This is a genomic window from Paenibacillus sp. MT86 (genome assembly GCF_058792535.1).
The window spans coordinates 4848556-4867694 of the sequence record NZ_CM179499.1; the positions used below are offsets into that span (position 1 = coordinate 4848556).

14 protein-coding genes and 1 pseudogene are annotated in these 19139 nt (G+C 48.7%); 2 read left to right on the plus strand and 13 right to left on the minus strand.

Translation table 11 applies throughout. The features are described from left to right. Nucleotides 1-5 precede the first annotated feature (5 nt). Nucleotides 6-899 (plus strand): carbohydrate ABC transporter permease, encoded by an 894-nt coding sequence (locus tag AC3RCL_RS21760; RefSeq protein ID WP_213579266.1) that lies wholly within the window; start codon nt 6-8, stop codon nt 897-899. A 246-nt stretch (nt 900-1145) separates the two neighbouring features. Here AC3RCL_RS21760 and AC3RCL_RS21765 read toward each other — a convergent pair whose 3' ends face one another. From AC3RCL_RS21765 to AC3RCL_RS21790, 6 genes are all read right to left on the minus strand, one after another. Next, complete coding sequence (locus tag AC3RCL_RS21765) at nt 1146-2339, minus strand: transposase (RefSeq protein WP_028407136.1); 1194 nt, start codon at nt 2337-2339, stop codon at nt 1146-1148. Between the two features lie 355 nt (nt 2340-2694). Continuing rightward, the gene (locus AC3RCL_RS21770; protein ID WP_492536430.1) at nt 2695-2886 is read right to left on the minus strand and encodes a DNA cytosine methyltransferase; all 192 of its coding nucleotides are present in this window, start codon (nt 2884-2886) and stop codon (nt 2695-2697) included. A 343-nt stretch (nt 2887-3229) separates the two neighbouring features. Then, entirely contained in the window at nt 3230-3793 is a 564-nt protein-coding gene (locus AC3RCL_RS21775) for a hypothetical protein (protein WP_492531906.1), read from the minus strand. A gap of 20 nt (nt 3794-3813) precedes the next feature. After that, nucleotides 3814-4350 (minus strand): matrixin family metalloprotease, encoded by a 537-nt coding sequence (locus AC3RCL_RS21780; protein WP_492531908.1) that lies wholly within the window; start codon nt 4348-4350, stop codon nt 3814-3816. Between the two features lie 121 nt (nt 4351-4471). Further along, the gene (locus tag AC3RCL_RS21785) at nt 4472-4831 is read right to left on the minus strand and encodes a hypothetical protein (protein ID WP_492531910.1); all 360 of its coding nucleotides are present in this window, start codon (nt 4829-4831) and stop codon (nt 4472-4474) included. A gap of 567 nt (nt 4832-5398) precedes the next feature. Then, nucleotides 5399-6592, minus strand: coding sequence for a transposase (locus tag AC3RCL_RS21790; RefSeq protein WP_028407136.1), 1194 nt, complete (start codon nt 6590-6592; stop codon nt 5399-5401). 186 nt (nt 6593-6778) lie between these two features. Between AC3RCL_RS21790 and AC3RCL_RS21795 the strand changes: the two are divergent. Beyond that, nucleotides 6779-7111 (plus strand): annotated as a pseudogene (locus tag AC3RCL_RS21795) (transposase); the annotation flags it as partial. Between the two features lie 632 nt (nt 7112-7743). On the opposite strand, the gene AC3RCL_RS21800 reads toward AC3RCL_RS21795, so the two are convergent. The 7 genes from AC3RCL_RS21800 to AC3RCL_RS21830 all read right to left on the minus strand — a co-directional run bounded on the left by AC3RCL_RS21800 (nt 7744) and on the right by AC3RCL_RS21830 (nt 19135). Next, nucleotides 7744-9102 (minus strand): glycosyl hydrolase family 95 catalytic domain-containing protein, encoded by a 1359-nt coding sequence (locus AC3RCL_RS21800; RefSeq protein WP_492531913.1) that lies wholly within the window; start codon nt 9100-9102, stop codon nt 7744-7746. Next, nucleotides 9066-10082, minus strand: coding sequence for a glycoside hydrolase family 95 protein (locus tag AC3RCL_RS21805; protein WP_492531915.1), 1017 nt, complete (start codon nt 10080-10082; stop codon nt 9066-9068). Before AC3RCL_RS21805 ends, AC3RCL_RS21800 begins: the two co-directional genes overlap by 37 nt. Before the next feature lie 141 nt (nt 10083-10223). Continuing rightward, the gene (locus tag AC3RCL_RS21810; protein WP_492531917.1) at nt 10224-12833 is read right to left on the minus strand and encodes a carbohydrate-binding protein; all 2610 of its coding nucleotides are present in this window, start codon (nt 12831-12833) and stop codon (nt 10224-10226) included. A 16-nt stretch (nt 12834-12849) separates the two neighbouring features. Then, on the minus strand, nt 12850-14910 hold the full coding sequence (locus AC3RCL_RS21815; protein ID WP_492531919.1) for an alpha-galactosidase: 2061 nt from the start codon (nt 14908-14910) through the stop codon (nt 12850-12852). Between the two features lie 330 nt (nt 14911-15240). Continuing rightward, a complete protein-coding gene (locus tag AC3RCL_RS21820; RefSeq protein ID WP_492531921.1) occupies nt 15241-17862 on the minus strand; it encodes a DUF4855 domain-containing protein in 2622 nt (873 codons plus the stop codon). A gap of 299 nt (nt 17863-18161) precedes the next feature. Beyond that, nucleotides 18162-18428, minus strand: a complete 267-nt coding sequence (locus AC3RCL_RS21825; protein WP_096775901.1) for a hypothetical protein — start codon at nt 18426-18428, stop codon at nt 18162-18164. Between the two features lie 20 nt (nt 18429-18448). Then, the gene (locus AC3RCL_RS21830; RefSeq protein ID WP_492531924.1) at nt 18449-19135 is read right to left on the minus strand and encodes a class I SAM-dependent methyltransferase; all 687 of its coding nucleotides are present in this window, start codon (nt 19133-19135) and stop codon (nt 18449-18451) included. Nucleotides 19136-19139 lie beyond the last annotated feature (4 nt).

Here is a 19139-nt window from a genome sequence, read left to right on the forward strand (position 1 = left end):
CATCCATGTTAAGCAAAAAAACCGTGCCCGAGCGTATCTTCGATGCCTCTTTATACCTGTTCCTGACCGGCATCTTTCTCGTGACCTTCTATCCGTTCTGGAACATTCTGGTCATCTCCTTGAACGATGCAACCGATACGATGCGGGGCAACCTGTACTTCTGGCCGCGCGTGCCAACCATCGAGAGCTACTTGACCATCTTCCGGAATCCGGAGATCTGGAGCGCCATCAAGATCACCGTGCTGCGGACCGTCGTCGGGACGGCAGTATCCATCTTCTTCATCACGCTGCTCGCCTATCCGCTCAGCAAGCGCAATCTGCTCGGGTGGAAATACTTCTCCTTCTTCTTTGTGTTCACGATGTATTTCGGCGGCGGGCTCATCCCAACGTATATGATCATCAAATCCCTGGGGCTAATCGACTCCTTCTGGGTCTACATCTTCCCTGGCTTAATCGGCGTGTTCCTGATGATTCTGGTGCGCACCTTCATGGAGCAGATCCCCGGCGAGATCGAGGAATCCTCCAAAATCGACGGCGCCAACGACCTGCAGACGTTCTTCCGCATCATCATGCCGCTGTGCGTGCCGGTGCTCGCCACGATCGGCCTGTTCCTGGCCATCGGTCACTGGAACTCCTGGTATGACTCCTATGTGTATACCTACAAGCCGGAGCTCAAGACCCTGCAGGCGGTTCTGGTCAAAATCCTCAACCAGTTCCAGACCGCCGGCATGATGTCCGATGCCCAGCAGCTGGCGCAGGGCTCCAAGCGGATCCCGGTCTCCAGCGAGAGCATCCGGATGGCGGTGACCATGGTTGCCACGCTGCCGATCATTATGGTGTATCCTTTTGTGCAAAGGTATTTTGTGAAGGGGATTATGATGGGGGCTATAAAGAGTTAGAGATTTGTGGGGAAATGTAAAGCCCTCACCGCCTCTGCGGTAAGGGCTGTTTTGCTTAGGCGTCCGGAGGAACTGTTACTTATTCTCGTTGTTACAAGTGAGTATATAAAAAACATTATATAAAATGAGCATTTTGCATAATTCCGAATTTGGATAAATCATAGGAAGAACAGACATTGTCTCGTCTCTAAATCACGCGTTTTCTGAAAAAGGACAGACCTCCAGAATTTTTGAAGTTTGAACTTTTTAAGCGGCGGCTTGCTTTCTTCTCGAAGCAGTTGAGAGCGCAGATACGAGTAGGACGATGGCGTTCAAATACTGCTGCGTAGTGACTTTTTGAACGCCCCAGACATGCAGGCTATCCGCGGACAAATACGTTTTCATTCGAGAATTGCACCGTTCCACGCTGGTTCGTTCATTGTAAAGCTCTTTCCAGCGCTTGGTATCGCGATGCGGATTACTATATCGCCTTAGATCGTCCTTCGTATCGACTTTGACGACCATGCCATAGTTGGACGCTGAGCAAGTGGCCATGCCTAACGGGCAATCTACTTTGCCTGTGGCATGCGGACAACGAAACTTCAAGTAATCGCCGTCGGCGCCCCAGTAAGTCATCGCGAACCCCATCGTACAGCAGGGTGTTCCGTTTGTCGTCATGCCAGCGGGCGGTTCTTTTTCTCCCCGAGGATTGAGAGGAATAATGGCTTGAGCGTTCACCTTTCGAGCCGCTTCGTACACTTTCATTTGGTCATAGCCCGCATCAAGCATGAAGAATCTCGTGCGTTTATCGACAGCAACCTTCTCAATCAGGCTCGGCGCCATTTCTCCATCATTCACATGCGCTGGCGTGACTTCGAGCGCAAGTGGAAGTTCGCTTTTCGTATCCACCGCCAAGTGGAGCTTATAGCCGAACCAAGTCACTTTATTACCGAAGGAGTCGAACTTCGCTCCCCAGTTCGCATTGCCCGTTTGCTCGCTTTTTCGCTTAGGCTGCTTCTTTTCGTAAGCGTGAATCGAGGCACTGTCGATCGCAACATGATTTCCGTCGATGATGCCGTCTTGCTTGCAGCGATTGACCAAGTCTTCGAACAACTGTTTGGCCAGCTCTTTCTTCGTCAGCTCGGCAAAGACTCTGCTTAATGTAGCGATGGATGGAGCCTCGCGGTCGAGTGGAAGTCCGCATTGATAGCGAAACCTAAGATCGGTACTCAGTCGATGATGTAAACCAGTAAATGTCTGGATACGTTCTAGAGGAGCAGCAAGAAGGGCGCGCAAAATGCCTTCTCTGCAATGCCCGTCGGCTCCTCGGGGTGAACGACTTCTCAGTTCTTTCGCGTAAGGACGGAGGTCCAGCACACTGAAAAAGATCGGCAAACGATCTTTTGACTCGATTTTTAGCAGTTCCTCAAAGGAAAACAGACTTTCTTGGAGAATATACAAGAGACTTTACCCCTTCTTGAGTTTTCTGGATTGGTCTCTTGAAAACTTCTGCAAGTTGGGGTAAAGTCCCTTTTTTATGCCTGAAAATCCTTGCGTAGCAAGGGCTTAGATTACTGCAAAATACTCAAAATAAATGCGCAAAAATTCTTATAAGAAGAGTACTATTCAATAATTTCGAAACTTCAAGTAAACTTGTTTATGATGATCAACATATTATTATGTTAATATGCATTCATTCCAACAATAAAACTTGTATAATCTAGTGATTGTTCTTGGATAGTACGAAAATTATTGAAATTTTAACAAGATCAGAAAATGTGAAAAGGCAACTCATAAATGGTTGCCTTTTCACAATTCAATCAATTATTTCGATCCTCCCTTTAAACCTAGTTGCTAATTTCTCAGCCATCAATGGAGGAACCGCATTGCCAATTTGGATATAATTTGAAGTCCTTGGCCCTTCAAAGAAATAATTATCTGGAAACGACTGAATTCTAGCGGCTTCTCTAACAGTAATAGAACGATTTTGTAATATATCTGGATGAATCTAATGGTGTCCATCTCTAGAAATATGTGCAACAACCGTATGCGAATAATGCTCATTTCCTGCAAATCATCAAGTTTTAGCGTCTAGATTTATTTAAGATTAAAGCGTCATACTGAAGAAATGAATATCTGACAAAAGGAGCCTTAAGCATCATTGGTATATTGTACCATGAAAAATAGGATTCGGTACTTTTTGCAGAACTCCAAACACGCTAATTTTTCCAATTATCTCGTAGTTGAATAAATTGCTCTCCAATATTTTAACTTCATCACGAACTATTAAACCCTTGAAGATTTAAAATAAGCCCTATTACCAAATAAAAGGTAACAGGGCTTATTTTAAATCATTCAGTTATTTTTAAATCATCAATTGATCTTACTTGTTGAAGTTCTTCAGAAGATTCAAAAGGTGGAATCAGTTTATTGTCCTTTATTAAGAACTTACCTTCATATACACCTTTTATAACATACGCATTTTCTGCTATGGGCCCATCATACTTTTCTAAGTAGACAATTGCTTCCTCATTTTCAGAAAATACATTATTACCCTCTACAGAGTAATATAATCCATCATTTCCAACCCCACCTGTTTCAAGAATTTTAATTTTTGAATCACTCGGTAAATCACCTTTGAACGTGTTTAGTATTAAAGCATCTGATTGTGTGAACACCACATTCTCGTATTCAAAACTATTTACTGAATTCACTTTGATACTAGCTATTAACGATGCACTTTCTTTTAAGCTTTCAGGAGAATCAAAACTTTCGGTAAGGTCAAAATGCATAATCACCTTGTCGTTACTATTTGAGGCACTTGTATTTAAAAATGTCAGGCTCAGTCCTACAATAATAACAATGGATGACACTAACGTTACAATAAATGCTTTTTTCCTTATTAAATTATTCATGAAAATCATCCTTTCGAAAATTAATAAAGTGAGTTGACACCTGCTCTATCATCGCTACCTGGAGCAGTGGCCACTCTTCCTCCACCCCACGTACACATAACTTGGTAAATATCTGAGACATGATCTAACCCAAGAGCATGTCCAATTTCGTGTGCAGAAACTCCTTGCCTTTGAGAGTTAGTCATATCATCCATGGTACTACTATTAAAATCAATTATAGATTGAGTGTAGATACCAGATGTGTGAACAGGTTTGTTAGCGCAACGAGCATTCCATCCTATGTTCTTACCATAGCTAGCATTATAAAAAATAATAGTGTTTTTTTCCCCTGGAGTACGTGTAACAAAACTAACATCTACTCCTGCGTTATTCCATGCACTAATCCCAGTGGCAGTGGCCAAACTATAGGTAGAAGAAGTTCCTTGGTATGTATAACCTATTGTATTGACACCATATTTCCCTCCTAATGGATTCCATGCCTGTGTGGGGGAAGGAGCAACAAATAATACCGACAAAAAAAAGAGTGAAGATAATAAAACTAAACTTTTTCTGATCATTAATACTACCTCCAAAATATATTTGTGTAATCAACTTACATAATATAGCAAATAATATGGTAAGTAAATTCTTTTTTGTATATTATTTCAAATTTAAATATATTCATATATTAGGGATACATTATGATCCGTATTCTCCGATGTTTTTACCTTTTAAATATTTATTATTAATTTGAACTGCAATTGCTTCATCGGTAGAAATATTCTTGATTTTATAAAGCTTTGTTCCTGTGACATATATATTAGAGAAGGTGTTAGAAGAAAAGATATTTGCTTCATTATCAGAATATTCTTCTACTTCCCCTATTTGTTCTTCTATATCTTCAATGATCATTTTGTCGTCGAATGTATACATATTACCTTCCCACACAACAAAATTATATGTCCAGTCGCTGCTCCCAGTTTTATTAGAGTTTGAACTACAACCTGTTGCTAAGATGATTAGAGCAATAACTAACATGATTAATTTTGGATACTTCATTGTATCCCTCCTAACTAGTTTTAGAATATATTATGCAATAAAAATGAAATTAATGTAATAAAATTCATTTTTATTACATATATGTTACCTCTATACCAAACATAAACCAATTACCTCTGTTGGATCTGCAAAATAAACACCCACATAATACCTTCAAAACATCAATTCTCAACAGATTGATGACTCTGCTAATAGTTCGAAAGTTAGCGGAGAAGAATGGTACGCATTTAAAAGAATAATCTGAATAGTGTATGTTGGAGGTAATACCAAATATTCGGATGTTCACCGCTAGGCAACACGTACGCAAAACTCTAACCATGTGCTATTGCTGAGAATCTTGTTGTTATAAAACCACCTCCAAGTTAACCATAAAATCAGTCATCAAATTTCTTGGATCCTATTCCTAATTCAGAATAAATGAATTACTAAAATTATGCTTTCTTAATTGAGCATTTTGCATAATTCCGAATTTGGATAAATCATAGGAAGAACAGACATTGTCTCGTCTCTAAATCACGCGTTTTCTGAAAAAGGACAGACCTCCAGAATTTTTGAAGTTTGAACTTTTTAAGCGGCGGCTTGCTTTCTTCTCGAAGCAGTTGAGAGCGCAGATACGAGTAGGACGATGGCGTTCAAATACTGCTGCGTAGTGACTTTTTGAACGCCCCAGACATGCAGGCTATCCGCGGACAAATACGTTTTCATTCGAGAATTGCACCGTTCCACGCTGGTTCGTTCATTGTAAAGCTCTTTCCAGCGCTTGGTATCGCGATGCGGATTACTATATCGCCTTAGATCGTCCTTCGTATCGACTTTGACGACCATGCCATAGTTGGACGCTGAGCAAGTGGCCATGCCTAACGGGCAATCTACTTTGCCTGTGGCATGCGGACAACGAAACTTCAAGTAATCGCCGTCGGCGCCCCAGTAAGTCATCGCGAACCCCATCGTACAGCAGGGTGTTCCGTTTGTCGTCATGCCAGCGGGCGGTTCTTTTTCTCCCCGAGGATTGAGAGGAATAATGGCTTGAGCGTTCACCTTTCGAGCCGCTTCGTACACTTTCATTTGGTCATAGCCCGCATCAAGCATGAAGAATCTCGTGCGTTTATCGACAGCAACCTTCTCAATCAGGCTCGGCGCCATTTCTCCATCATTCACATGCGCTGGCGTGACTTCGAGCGCAAGTGGAAGTTCGCTTTTCGTATCCACCGCCAAGTGGAGCTTATAGCCGAACCAAGTCACTTTATTACCGAAGGAGTCGAACTTCGCTCCCCAGTTCGCATTGCCCGTTTGCTCGCTTTTTCGCTTAGGCTGCTTCTTTTCGTAAGCGTGAATCGAGGCACTGTCGATCGCAACATGATTTCCGTCGATGATGCCGTCTTGCTTGCAGCGATTGACCAAGTCTTCGAACAACTGTTTGGCCAGCTCTTTCTTCGTCAGCTCGGCAAAGACTCTGCTTAATGTAGCGATGGATGGAGCCTCGCGGTCGAGTGGAAGTCCGCATTGATAGCGAAACCTAAGATCGGTACTCAGTCGATGATGTAAACCAGTAAATGTCTGGATACGTTCTAGAGGAGCAGCAAGAAGGGCGCGCAAAATGCCTTCTCTGCAATGCCCGTCGGCTCCTCGGGGTGAACGACTTCTCAGTTCTTTCGCGTAAGGACGGAGGTCCAGCACACTGAAAAAGATCGGCAAACGATCTTTTGACTCGATTTTTAGCAGTTCCTCAAAGGAAAACAGACTTTCTTGGAGAATATACAAGAGACTTTACCCCTTCTTGAGTTTTCTGGATTGGTCTCTTGAAAACTTCTGCAAGTTGGGGTAAAGTCCCTTTTTTATGCCTGAAAATCCTTGCGTAGCAAGGGCTTAGATTACTGCAAAATACTCAATTATTAAAACGCTTTTTTTTGGTAAAAAGTCACGGTTTTTACAGTTAATTTATTCCGCATAGGGATGCGGATTGGGGAGATCGAGTCCTTTAAATTCTGATTCAGTGTGCTGAATTACCTGTTAAACCGAGGAGTTCAGGACATCTACATTATCTATGTGGACAATCTAATGGGGTTCTCTCAAGCGGTTTACGGCCTAGCCTACGACAGAAATCCAGAAGTGTATCAGTGTATCATTCATAAATTTCGGAACTCGACATAACGAAGAGAAAGAGCATTTCCCCAACGGACGAAGTCCTGCTTAAAATGCTCTATCAGGCTACGATGGATGTGACACGAAAATGGACCGGCCGCGTTTAGCCAAATGCTACTGCAATTTTCGGTCATCTGACCTTCCCCGATTAGATTTACAATTGGGCAAAGGAAAACATACGACAACGCATTTAAGGAACAGGTAGTCCTTGGCTGAAGAAACATGGTTGATTGCAAAGATGTGTTAGGCTCTTCTGGATCAAGAGGGGCTACTATGCTTGTCAAGTGAACAGAGAGAAATAGAGTATTGAAAATCCTTGAAACGATTCGCACTTTCTTAATCATAACCGTAAGATCTATGGATCACCGCAAATAACAAGAATCTATCGATCGACCAGAAAGGGAGTTGGGCCCGAGTAGCTCGTCTCATGGAAGGCAAATGATATACGGGTCTAAAGTAGTCAAGAAATCTAAAGCGGCAACGAACTCCACTCACAATCTGCATGTCGTAGATAACGTACTTATCAAAACTTTGAAAACCAGTAAACCAAGTGAGGAATGGCTCACAGATATTACGTATATCCCTACCGATGAAAACTGGCTATACCTTGCGAGTGTGATGAATCTGCATGGTCGTTGAGATTCACACAAACTGATTAATAGATTCAATATAATACATAGAATACAAATCATTTATCATCTCTTGAAATACCAATTACAACTCGTCTATCGCTACTTTCATATCAATTGATTTCTATTTAATTCATAATTTTACTCACATTCCTCCCACATTGCACATCCCCTATTCTCAAGACCTACCTCCATCTCCTCCCCCCCATAAAACACCCGCACACTCCCACTCTCATTCCCCTTCACCCTTGCCTCAATCAGCTTCCCATTCTCCCAGCTCATATCCACCTCGATATTCCCTTTCGCCTTCAGCCCTTTCACGCTGCCTGTCGGCCACATGGCCGGCAGTGCAGGCAGAAGATGAATCTCGCCTTCGTGGCTCTGCAGCAGCATTTCCGCAATGGCGGCGGTGCCGCCGAAGTTGCCGTCGATGACAAAGATGTTGGCCTCGGCTCCGGCTACGCCGGGTTTGGAGTAGGTGAGCATGTTGTCGAAGCACAGCTCCCCGATGAGGTGAGCAATATGCTGGACGGCTTGGTCTCCGTCATGCAATCGGGCGTAGAAGAGTCCGAACAGCGCCGCGGTAAATTCGATATCTTCCAGGTCCGCCCGGCTGTTCCGGTTCTCCAGTGTCACTCGGGCTGCCGCAGCTAATTCCGGCGTACGATGCGGCGTGATTTGGCTGCCGGGATACAGGGCAAACAGATGCGACAGATGACGATGCTCCGGCTGCGCCTCCTCATAGTCTTCCAGCCATTCCTGCAGCTGCCCTTTCTTGCCGATCATCAGCTGAGGCAGTTGATCCAGCGCCGTCTGCCACTGCTGCCGAAGCGCCTCATCCACGCCCAGCGTCTGTGCCGCCTTCACGCAGAACTTCAGCAGATCCCGGACCAGGACCTGATCCATGGTTGCGCCCATGGACAGCTGCTGATGCCCATCCTCCGGATGGCCGGTATAAAAGCTATTCTCCGGCGAATTCGACGGACCTGTAACCAGCCAGCCATATTTCGGATGTACCGTCATATAATCCATGAAAAAGGCTGCGGCCTCCTTCAGGACGGGATAAGCCAGCTCCTCCAGAAAAGCCTGATCGCGGTTGTACGCGTAGTGCTCCATCATATGCGTCGCGATCCATAATCCGCCCGTCACGTTCAGCCCCCAGGAAGTCCCCCACCCCGGTGACGCAAATCCCCAAGCATTGGAGAATACATGGGCCACCCAGCCCTCGGCATCGTAATAATGGCGCGCCGCCGAGCGACCGGCCACCGATAGCTGCTGGATATACCGCATGAGCGGCTCATGGCTCTCGCTCAGGTTCGCGGCCTCCGTCGGAAAATAGTTCATCTGGGTGTTCACATCCAGGTGATAGTCACAGCTCCAGGCCATTTTGTTGGCTTCGCCGTCATTCCATATGCCTTGCAAATGCATGGGCAGGATGGAGTCTTGTCGTGACCCGCTAATGGTCAAGTACCGGCCGTATTGATAAAACAACGCAAACAACGCCGGATCATCCCCTTGCCCTGCTTAAACCTGCCGATCCGCTCGTCCGTAGGCAGACTGGCATGCTCGGAGCTTCCCAGCTCCAATCGTACACGGGCATACAGCGGCTGATAATCCGCCAGATGCTTGGCTCTCAGCGCGTCATATCCCAGCAGCACAGCCTGCTCCAGCTGCAACGCGCTTTTCTCACGCCAGCTCTCACCTTCTTGACGGTAATCCGTATTCACCGCAAAATAAATCGCCGCCTCATCCGCCCCGGATACGCTTATGGTGTCATCCGTGCAGCTCAACTGCCCGCCTTCCGCTACGACGCGCAGCTGGCCTTGGCAGGACACCCCGCACTCCCCATTGCTATGTATGCCTTCCAACGCCTGTCCCTGGAATTCGATCGTATCCTTACTAGTAGCGACAGCATGAAAAGGACCATTTTCCCCTCGAATCGAAATGCGGAATGACACGCCTAACGAGCCATGGCTGCTGCGATTCCGCGAAACGATGACCTGATCGGCATGGGAAGCAAATACCTCTCGCGTCATCTCGGCTCCATCGATCTCGCAAAAAGAACGTGCCACCGCCTCCTCCAGATCTAGTTCCCGATGGAACAGCGGCTCAGCTGCTGCATCTTGTCTCCCGCCTTCGGGTGACTTCATGTTGTGATCAAACTCCAGAACGACTTGGCATAGTCCCAGATTGGTGCCAAAATTCAATTTTTCCGGCTCCAGGAGCTTCTTAGCCAGTCGATCGCCTTCGCGAAAATCGCCCTGGAAGAAGTGCTTCCGCATCTGCTCCAAATCCGCTTTGCTGTTGCTTCGCCCTTGAGCCGGCTCCGGCTGGCCGGACCAATAGGTGGTTTCGGTGATATTCCATATTTCTTTGTCAGGAGTGGATACCACCACGTTCCCCATTCGGCCATTGCCGATCGGCAGCCCTTGCGACCAGCCCTGGGCCGGTTTCGTATACCAAAGCTTCATATCTGTCATGTTGTTTTCTCCTCTTCATATGATTTTCCAATATCGCGACAAGCACTACCCTTACAGCAAAAGCAAGAAATCGCGATCCCCGGATGAAGCCGGGAACCGCGATGAACTTGCAGATGTACATGATGAATCGATGACTTCTTGTTATGGATTAGGGACGATTTTATAAAGCTTGGATTCGGCCGCTTTTAGCGTCACATCCAGCGAAGAGCCAGACGCCGTCTGAGATTGGCCGCTCCAAACATCCGTCACCGTATAGGACGCCACCCCTTCCGAAGCGATACCGGCACGAACGAGATCCACGGTGTGCTGTGCCGCATTTTGTGTATAGTTAAACACAGCTACGTAGTGGGTTCCCTGATCGTCCAGCACGAATACGTTTGCTGCCTGGGTGCCCGTGTTGCCTTCTACCGGCCGAAACGCCTTGCCCTTCATCGCCAGCCCGTTCACTTCCGGGTTGGTCAGCAGCGTTTCCATGTACTGCCGTGCCGTCGCATCCGTGACGTCATCCGAATTCAGGAAGACCGTACCGGAGATCGCGGCCGCATTGACGCGCGACTGCGCGCCTTCCATCGATCCGCCTTTGGTTAAGTGCATATAGTCCGGATCGGTATAATGGTAGATCGTTCCGTTCTGCCACCAGCCGTACGTGAGATTGTTCAGCTGGTATTCCGTGCTGCCGATGCTGCCGTCGATATCGCAGGAGATGCGGCGGCTGTGCGCATATTGGCTAGGGAACAGCGGCGCGATGGAAGCGCTGATGAACATGGAGCCGTCCAGCACTTCATTCACGTAAGCCATCCCTTGGTTATAGGCCTGGATGCCGGTTTGAACGTTGGCATCATAATGCTTGCCTTCCATTGCCCCATGGCTCAGAAAATCGATTTTGATATATTCAAAGCCCTTGCTCTTGAACTTATTCATGTAATAATCGATCCGCTGCTTCACGCCCGGATGCGTCGGATCCACGGCATAAGCGCCATCCAGCGTCGGCAGCACGTTGCCGTCCATATCGCGCAGCACGATATCGCCGTATTTATATTTGCCGTTCGTCCCTTCGACTTCCTGCTCCATATTGTTGCCCCAGTACACGAACGGCGAATAATAGATGCCGGCCTTCTGTCCATTGCTGTGAATGAGCTGAACCAGATCCGTCAGCTGCTGAACCGTCATGTTATCCCAATAGGAATCGAGATTGATGTAGATATGGCCTTCATTGTTGAAGGAATGGTTCTGAATATGGTCTTTAACATAATTCGAGACCGAAACCGCCTTGTCAAAGCTTAAATCGCTGGCATACGCTCCCCAGCTGTTCCAGCCGACCGGAACGCCTTCAGGAATATCCTCGCCAAAGGCTAACGGAGGCTGGATCGCTGCATTCACCTGGCCAAACGCCTCCAGCCCGGTCCGGTAGTCCTCGAAAAATCCGACCATGATTTTCGGCGAAGCAATCTGCTTGCCCGTTACCTTTCCATGCGGGATCGTGTCCCACGTAGAGGTGGATGACGTAAATCCGCCATATACGCGCAGTTTGTTCAATTTGTCATTCGAGCCGCTCCAATAGATGCCGGTCTTCCACGTGTCATGCGTCACCGATCCGATGACGAGGCCGTTCCGGCTCGTATTGTCATAGATGGCCGTCAGCTCCGAGCTGACATACAGCCCGTTGTTGAGGCCGGTATTCATCGACTTCGCTTGGTATCTGGACCAAGCATCATTGTCGAACGGAACGACGAGGACCCGGTTATCGTCATAGCTGCCGATGTCGATGCCGCCTCTCGCTTCCATCGCGATGGGTGCTATGTTCCCCGTAGAAATTGCGGAATGATGGGAAGCGACCGTTTCCGTAAGCAGATACGGCCCGTCTTCATAGACGTAATAGATTTGGCTGAGCGATGGCATTCCCCCATCCTCATTCACGACCGTCACTTTGATGCCCTTGCCGGTGGCATCCTGGAATGGGACCACTTGATTTTTATAGAATTTATGATGTTTATAATCTGTACTTGCAACCATCCGGTCGAGCTGGATCTCGCTGTATAACCCCTTGGCAACCGGTTTGCCGTTCCAATTGTATTGCGACAATCCGGTCGAGGTGTTGTACAGCAGCTCATACGTCGGATTGGATACCTTGAAGCCGTTGGCATATTCGGTTAAGGTGATGGAGCCATAGCTCGTGGCTTTCTTTTGCTTGCCTAAATCGCCAATGCTGCCATCCGGGCCTGATCCGTTTTCGCCGGCTGAATCAAAGGTCAGCTCAATTTTGTCAAAATCGGGCGAGTATCCGCCTGCGTCATCAAACAGAATCGTGTTGCTGCCCTGATTCAAGTAAATTTGAATCTGATAGGTGCCGATCGTGTTCCAATCCGCCGTTTTCGGAAAACTGAAATTCTCCTTCTCCGCTCCGTTCACGGAGATCGAAGCCGCGCGGGAATCCCCGGAGATGTAGAACATGTTCATATTGTAGATACCGGCCTTATCGACCTGAATCCCGTTGAACGTCAGCGTGGAGCCGCCGTATAGATTGCCGGCTTTTTGCCCGCCTGAACAGAAGCCGCAATCGACCGCTCCTGCATTGCCGGTAAACGTGTTCTGAGATGCCTCGGCCTCGTAGGAAAAGATGCCTCCGGCCGTTTGACTCGGCCGCTGCGGTTCTGCCGAAGCCAAGGAGCTGCCTAGCCCAGACACCGCTAACAGAATCGATAAGAAGAGCATGAATGGCTTTTGGAAGAATTTGAACGGATGAATACGCACTGAACCTCTCCTCCTTTTATTGATTTCGAATTAATTTCAGGATTTTCGATTCGGCTGGCGCCAGCTCGACCACAAGCGTGCCTTCCGATTGACCTGCCGTTCCTTCCCACACATCCAGAACCGTATAAGATGCGTGCGCCTCGAGGCCGCAGCGTCCCAAGGAAACCGTCTTCAGCACGGACTCGGCCCCGTCAAAGTTAAACACGGCAATATACGTAGTTCCCGCTTCGCTCGGATGGGTCAGCACAAACGTATCCGCAGCCTGTTTCCCGAGATTCCCCTCTACGGGCACAAAGGTTCTGCCCAGTCTCGCAATCTCGATGATCGCCTCATTTCCCAGCCAGTTCTTGGCGCGCCATGCCGCTTCCTCATGCCGGAAGTCATCGCCCAGCAGCAGCACCGTTCCCGAGATCACGGACGCGGTCAGACGGCTTCGCCCTTCATGGCGGGTCGTCGAATCCTGGTTGAAGCTTTTATAGATCACGGCATGGTCCGGATCGTTAAAACGGTACAGCGTATCGTTCATCCACCACCCGTGCGTCAGCGAGTTCAGCAAATATTCCGTATCCTTGATCGTTCCGAACACATCGCAGGAAATTCTGCGGCTGTGCGCATAGGAATAAGGGAACAGCGGGGCAATCGACAGGTTGATGAAAAACGGTCTGCCGATCCGCTCCGGGGAGAGTTTATCCGTCAGATACGACAATCCGTAATTGTATGCAGCGATCCCCGTCGTAATATCCGGGTCGTAATGCTTGCCTTCCAGAGCCCCGTGAGCCATGAAATCCAGCTTGATATACTCAAATCCCTCGTAGACGAATTTATCCATGAACCAATCGATTCGCGCCAGGTTCCCGGGATGCGTAGGATCAATCGCAAGTCCGCCGTCAACATCCGGCAAAATCTCGCCATCCTGGTCGCGAAGCAGGATATCGCCATAGGTGTACTTCCCATCGGTGCCCTCCACGGGGCTGCCGAACCCAGCCGGACTTCCCCAAAACGCAAACGGTGTCCAGTATGTACCGGGTTTGTGCCCGTTCTCGCGGACCCTTTTCAAGGCATCCTCCATCTCGGCAGGCGTCAGGCGATCCCAGAACGCATCGAAATTCATGTACAGGGTATCCTCGTTGTGAAAGCCCTGCGGCTGAACCTCCCGCTTCAGAAAATCGCTCGTCGCCACATAGAGATCGTAATCCAGCGTGCTCATGGCGGCCGACCAGCTGTTCCAGCCGATCGGGACGCCGCCGTCCCAGCTCAGAGCAGGCGCTACCTTCGCATTCGCTTCCCCATACGCTTCGAGTCCTGTCCGGTAATCGTCGTAATCCCCTACCATAACCAGCGGCGATGCAACGCGAGTTCCTCTTACGTAGCCATGCGGCTGGGAATCTCGGGTCATGATGTCGGCCGCGCCAGCGTACAGTTCCAGATCATCCAGCTTGCCAGCGGTTTCCCCTTTCACGCGAATGCCGGTCTTCCACACGTCATGACTGATCGATCCCAGGATCAATCCATTGCGGCTATCCGGCTGGAACAAGGCCGTCACTTCGTAGCTTTCCGTCTCCAGCGGGGCCGTCTCCGTCAGGTAGCGCACCCATTTGTCATTGTCATACGGCACGCGCAGCACATGCAGCGATTCTCCCGGAACCGTCTCGGTCCCGTTCGATACGCTATCGGTTTTCACCACCGCGATGCGGTTTACCTTTAATTCCTCTTGGCCGACAATGACGACCCGTGTGATGAAAGATGAAGTTCCCTCATAGACGTAAAAATGCTGTTCCAGGCCTGGGAGCAGATCGGATTCATGCTTAATCACGGCATGGATTCCCGTACCGAACGGATCTTGGATCTTCTCCGGCTGTCCCATCATATAGTGGCGGTCGTAATGTCCCGTATGGTATTCCCGGCCCTGCCATCGAAAGCCGCTTCGTACTTCTTGCAGAGCGAATCCCCTGCTGCCTGCGTAGGCGTAACCGCCTTTTTCCAAATCCACCTCAATGGCCACCAGGCCATTCGCCAAGCGAATGTGAGTTTCTGCATTCACCCCCACGTTCACCGCCGTATCGCTGCTTCCTAACATCTGTGGATTGCCTCCTTCTGCGTGCATCTATGCTGCATTCAGGCCGTTATCGCATCAAGCGCCTTTTACAGCTTGCTACCATTATAGAAGCGAGGGTAAAGCGCTTACTATACAACGATCTTCCGATCCATATCGGGATATAACGCATCTGGAGCGACCGATTTGTTAAAATGCAATATGGCCACTTTCCGCCGATTGCTGACAATAACCCGTTCAGAAAAAAAAGGTTATCGCAGGGCGACTTAGCACCCCGGATAACCTGTTTCCGTATGGATTTTGATAGAGAGAACATCAAATTGCATTCCAATCACGCGCCGAAGCAGAGAACAGTTATGGATTCTCTGCATAAAAATCATAACTGCCCTGCCATGCGAACTTCTCTCCTTGCTTTAGTTCCGGTGTCGTCCCTTTGATCTGCAAGAAATAGGTCTTGCCGTATTCCTGCGTGAAGATGACAGGCATATGGTCAGCGAGATTTGCCAAAGCTCCTAGCCCATATTGTCGATCCAGTCTTACACGCAGTTTGTGCTGGAACCCACCCTGATCGCTAGAGCTAAGTAGATAGCTGTCGACATTCGGTTTCACGGCTTTCGCGCCCGAATCGCTATATATATTCGCAGGGCTTGAAGCAACTTCCTGATCGCCTGCGAAGTAGCGAACCGTTTCGTTCCATGCGCCATTCACCGACTGAAGTCCGTAATACGTATCGAACGTGATGTCTTCCAGCGCCTCGATTTCATTATGGACCTGTATATGGCCGTTCGAGATCTCGTACGTAACGGTCTCCTTAAGCACAGGTCTTCCGGAACCATCCGCCTCTTTCGTGTTATAGGCTTGGATCAGATTGACCACTTCGATCTTCGTATAAACGCTCGCCGTCACGGTGCCGTCAGCTACTTCCACACCGTCCGCCCAAACGCGGAACGAATCCGTCGTTCCCGTAGGCGAACTGGTGCTGCCGCCATCATAGTTGTGGTTGCCTCCCGTGAAATCCCAAGCATTTCCGTTTCCGTTCGCATTCGCTCTAACCACGTAGGGCCCAATCCAGTCCGATACATCCGCCTGAAGAAGCGTCGATGGACGAGACATATCCGGATTCACAGTCGTTCCCGTATTCTCGGCCAGTCGCCACTCCTTAAGACCTTCCAGCTTATTCGCACCAAAACGGTCGAATACGATCCACATATCGCTTTGGTCTTTGTATTTGTGAGCAATCGTAATTTCGGTGCCGCATTTCACGACGTATTGCGTCGCATCCGAAGCCACGGGACCTTCCGGCTGTTTAGAGCAAGGTTTTGGCTTCGCATACGTCCCTTTCACGAACTGAACCATGAGGTCGTAATTCTGACGAACCATCGGGTCCGTACTCTTGGCACTGCGGAGTAATGAAGCCGTACGGCCTTGATCGAATGCCAACAATGCTTGACTCATATAGCCATAGTCAATGCCTCCGTTCAGCAAATCGACGTATCGTGCCTGCTTATCAGTGTCGGTATTGATCTGTTCATCGAACTCCAGCTCGATTCCCATCTGATATTGCTTCGCTAAGACCGCGGCATCCTCTACTCGCTGCGGAATAGCGGAAGCGTAAGCGCCCGACTCTAGCAGCGCGGCGTCAAACCCCAAATACCTCCAATCATAATTCCGGTTGCCTTGGAAGCTTGGAATCCAGTAGAAGTTCATATCCTGCTTATGCACTTGCTTACTCGTTGCCTGGATTACATTCGTTTCGTTCAGATCGGTCATGCTAATGCCTTTGCCGCCCCAATAGATGCCGTTCAGCTTCAGATTTGAGTACTTCTCTTCCTTCCAACGCTGCTTGAGCTGCTGAATCCACCAGGTAACCGCCTTTTGCTTATTGGCGGAAGCCGCTTCGGCGCCAATGGCGGTGGAATTAAAATTCTCAGTCGCACCATCGCCATCCACATCGCCGAAATCCGTCACGGTATCACCCGGGTTCGGCATCATCAACACGACGTTCACCTTATGACCCCGTTCTCCCAGTTTCCTGCCCGCTTCGGTCACCGCTTCGTTCAACTGCTGCAGATCGCCCTGATCCGCGAACATCTGGTCTAAATAACCCTTCCAATCGCCGAAGGTAGCAGTTCCTTTCGTGAAATCCTGTCCACTCGGTGACAACACGCTGTGGAACAGCACCCCCTCGAACAACCAATCCTCCGGTTCACCTTGTTCATTCACGTAACTGACGTAAGGGATTAGGTTATCTTTCGTCCACCTATCAGCCCCACTCGGACCATTCTCGTTATTCAATAGCACGAGATTACGCATTCCGCCTGTTGCTTTCCCAGGTTCGTGATATGCAAGCCGATCCGCAGATACCTGCTTGGCTTTGTTCAATTTGCCATCCGTCCCCCAGATCTCGATCTCATCCAAAAACACGAACACATCGGTGGTAAATGTAACTTTGACATATTGGGCATAGGCCATTGTCGCATTGGGGTGATGCTGAACCAACCCATCCTCGCTGCCGTCCCAGATATAGTTTTGAGCGCCTGCCGGAACTTCTGCCCATCTCACTTCACGGCTAGGGATGTGCGCGAGGGTTCCCCACTGCGAGTCATCGTTGGACGCATACACGGACACCGTGTTCGGATAGGCAATTCCGACCGAAGAATCTTGGAGGAAATGCGCTTGAATCCGAGCGATCGATTTCTTCTCCCCTAGGTCGAAGATGACGCTGCGCGTGGACTTGCGGAGATGTCCTGTCCATGCCGGATCCGTGAAGAGCGTCGAACCGTACTTCCCGTCCGTTAACTTATTCCCCGCATCCCCATAGCTTGGTTCCGGCTGCTCCGACCATGTGTACCCGATACCTGCAGCGAGGTTTCGCAATTCAGGCTGGTCTTTGGCCGCCTCGGCTGTCGGCAGCCATAACAGTACTATCCATACTGCAATAACTGCGGCAATCCCTTGCCTTCTGTTTCGTTTCATTCATTTCCCTCCCGACTTGGATACTGGTTCATGAATGCGGTTTCATATGTGACTTGGTAATACTGTGCCATACATAGCGTAATTCCCACCATCAGCCATTTGAACCAAATGGAAATTTTGGATTGCCGTCGAATCGTGTGGTTTTATGTGCATGATTGCAGATTAAAAAAGGACACCTGCTATAGGCGCCCTTCGTCAGACCTATTCATACCTAAAGTTACCTAGCCGTTATTCTTGACATAAGAAGACCAACCTTGCGGAATGACCCACGATAGCCACTGATCTAAAGCATTGCTAACTCATCGAAAGATCACGCCAATCACCTTCGCCACGACCACGCACTCCATGACGAAGATCAGTAAACAACAAAAATAGAAAACGGACAGCTTGAGCTCCCCGAACTGATCCTTCCAAAAACGTCTGCGGAACAAGGAGATAATATCCGGCGTTAACGAATACTTCACCGACTGCTTCAGATCATCCACGTCATCGAATATCCGTCTAAAGATCCACTTATAGATCGGAATATTCAGGATGAACAACGCGACATAGATTAGAAGCTCCACGTGGCCGCGTCACCTCCTAGTTAAACATGCTTCCACCAGACCCCCGCGCACTCCGGCACCGTTGACCATTGGTTCGCTATGATCTTGTCCGTTAACTCTTCACCGAAAAAGAAGCCTGTGTTTAGCAATGCCTCCTCTACCGTATCAAAAACATAATCGGTCCGAATCCACTGATGGCTGAATCCGTATTGCTGCTCCAATTGAGCGTAATAACCGGTTAGGAAGTCGGGAGGATTCGGCGTCTCCGTTCCGGTTCCCATCGTTTCCAGTATCAAGATCGTCCCCCCGGGTCTCAAAACTCGATGCAGCTCCGACATCACAAGTTCAAGATTCTCACGCCATTCCTCGTGGCTGGAATCGGCCAGATAACTAATGCTCCAGCCCGATACAATCAGATCTACACTCGATGAAGCAACCGGGAGATTGCGATGATCAGCAACCATGGAGGTCCAATTGCGAGCATCTAAAGCTTCAGAGCATTTATCGTCCAAAATATCAAGCATGGGTTGCGATATGTCGGTACAGATCAATGATCTAGCGTCGGCGGCAAGCAGCATGGATAATCGGCCTGATCCTGCCCCCAAATCAAGGACATCCAGTCCTTCGTACGGTTTGACCCTGTGGATAAGTCCAGATAAATCAGGCTGTCTGCTAACCATGGCCTCATAGGCTTGAGCCTGCTTGTCGTAAATTTCATCAATAGACACAATT

What these genes read in the sequence shown, in the direction of transcription:
- AC3RCL_RS21760 (WP_213579266.1), top strand. Translation starts at nt 6, where the DNA reads ATGTTAAGCAAAAAAACCGTGCCCGAGCGTATCTTCGATGCCTCTTTA.
- AC3RCL_RS21775 (WP_492531906.1), bottom strand. Translation starts at nt 3,793, where the DNA reads ATGAATAATTTAATAAGGAAAAAAGCATTTATTGTAACGTTAGTGTCA.
- AC3RCL_RS21780 (WP_492531908.1), bottom strand. Translation starts at nt 4,350, where the DNA reads ATGATCAGAAAAAGTTTAGTTTTATTATCTTCACTCTTTTTTTTGTCG.
- AC3RCL_RS21785 (WP_492531910.1), bottom strand. Translation starts at nt 4,831, where the DNA reads ATGAAGTATCCAAAATTAATCATGTTAGTTATTGCTCTAATCATCTTA.
- AC3RCL_RS21805 (WP_492531915.1), bottom strand. Translation starts at nt 10,082, where the DNA reads ATGACAGATATGAAGCTTTGGTATACGAAACCGGCCCAGGGCTGGTCG.
- AC3RCL_RS21815 (WP_492531919.1), bottom strand. Translation starts at nt 14,910, where the DNA reads ATGTTAGGAAGCAGCGATACGGCGGTGAACGTGGGGGTGAATGCAGAA.
- AC3RCL_RS21820 (WP_492531921.1), bottom strand. Translation starts at nt 17,862, where the DNA reads ATGAAACGAAACAGAAGGCAAGGGATTGCCGCAGTTATTGCAGTATGG.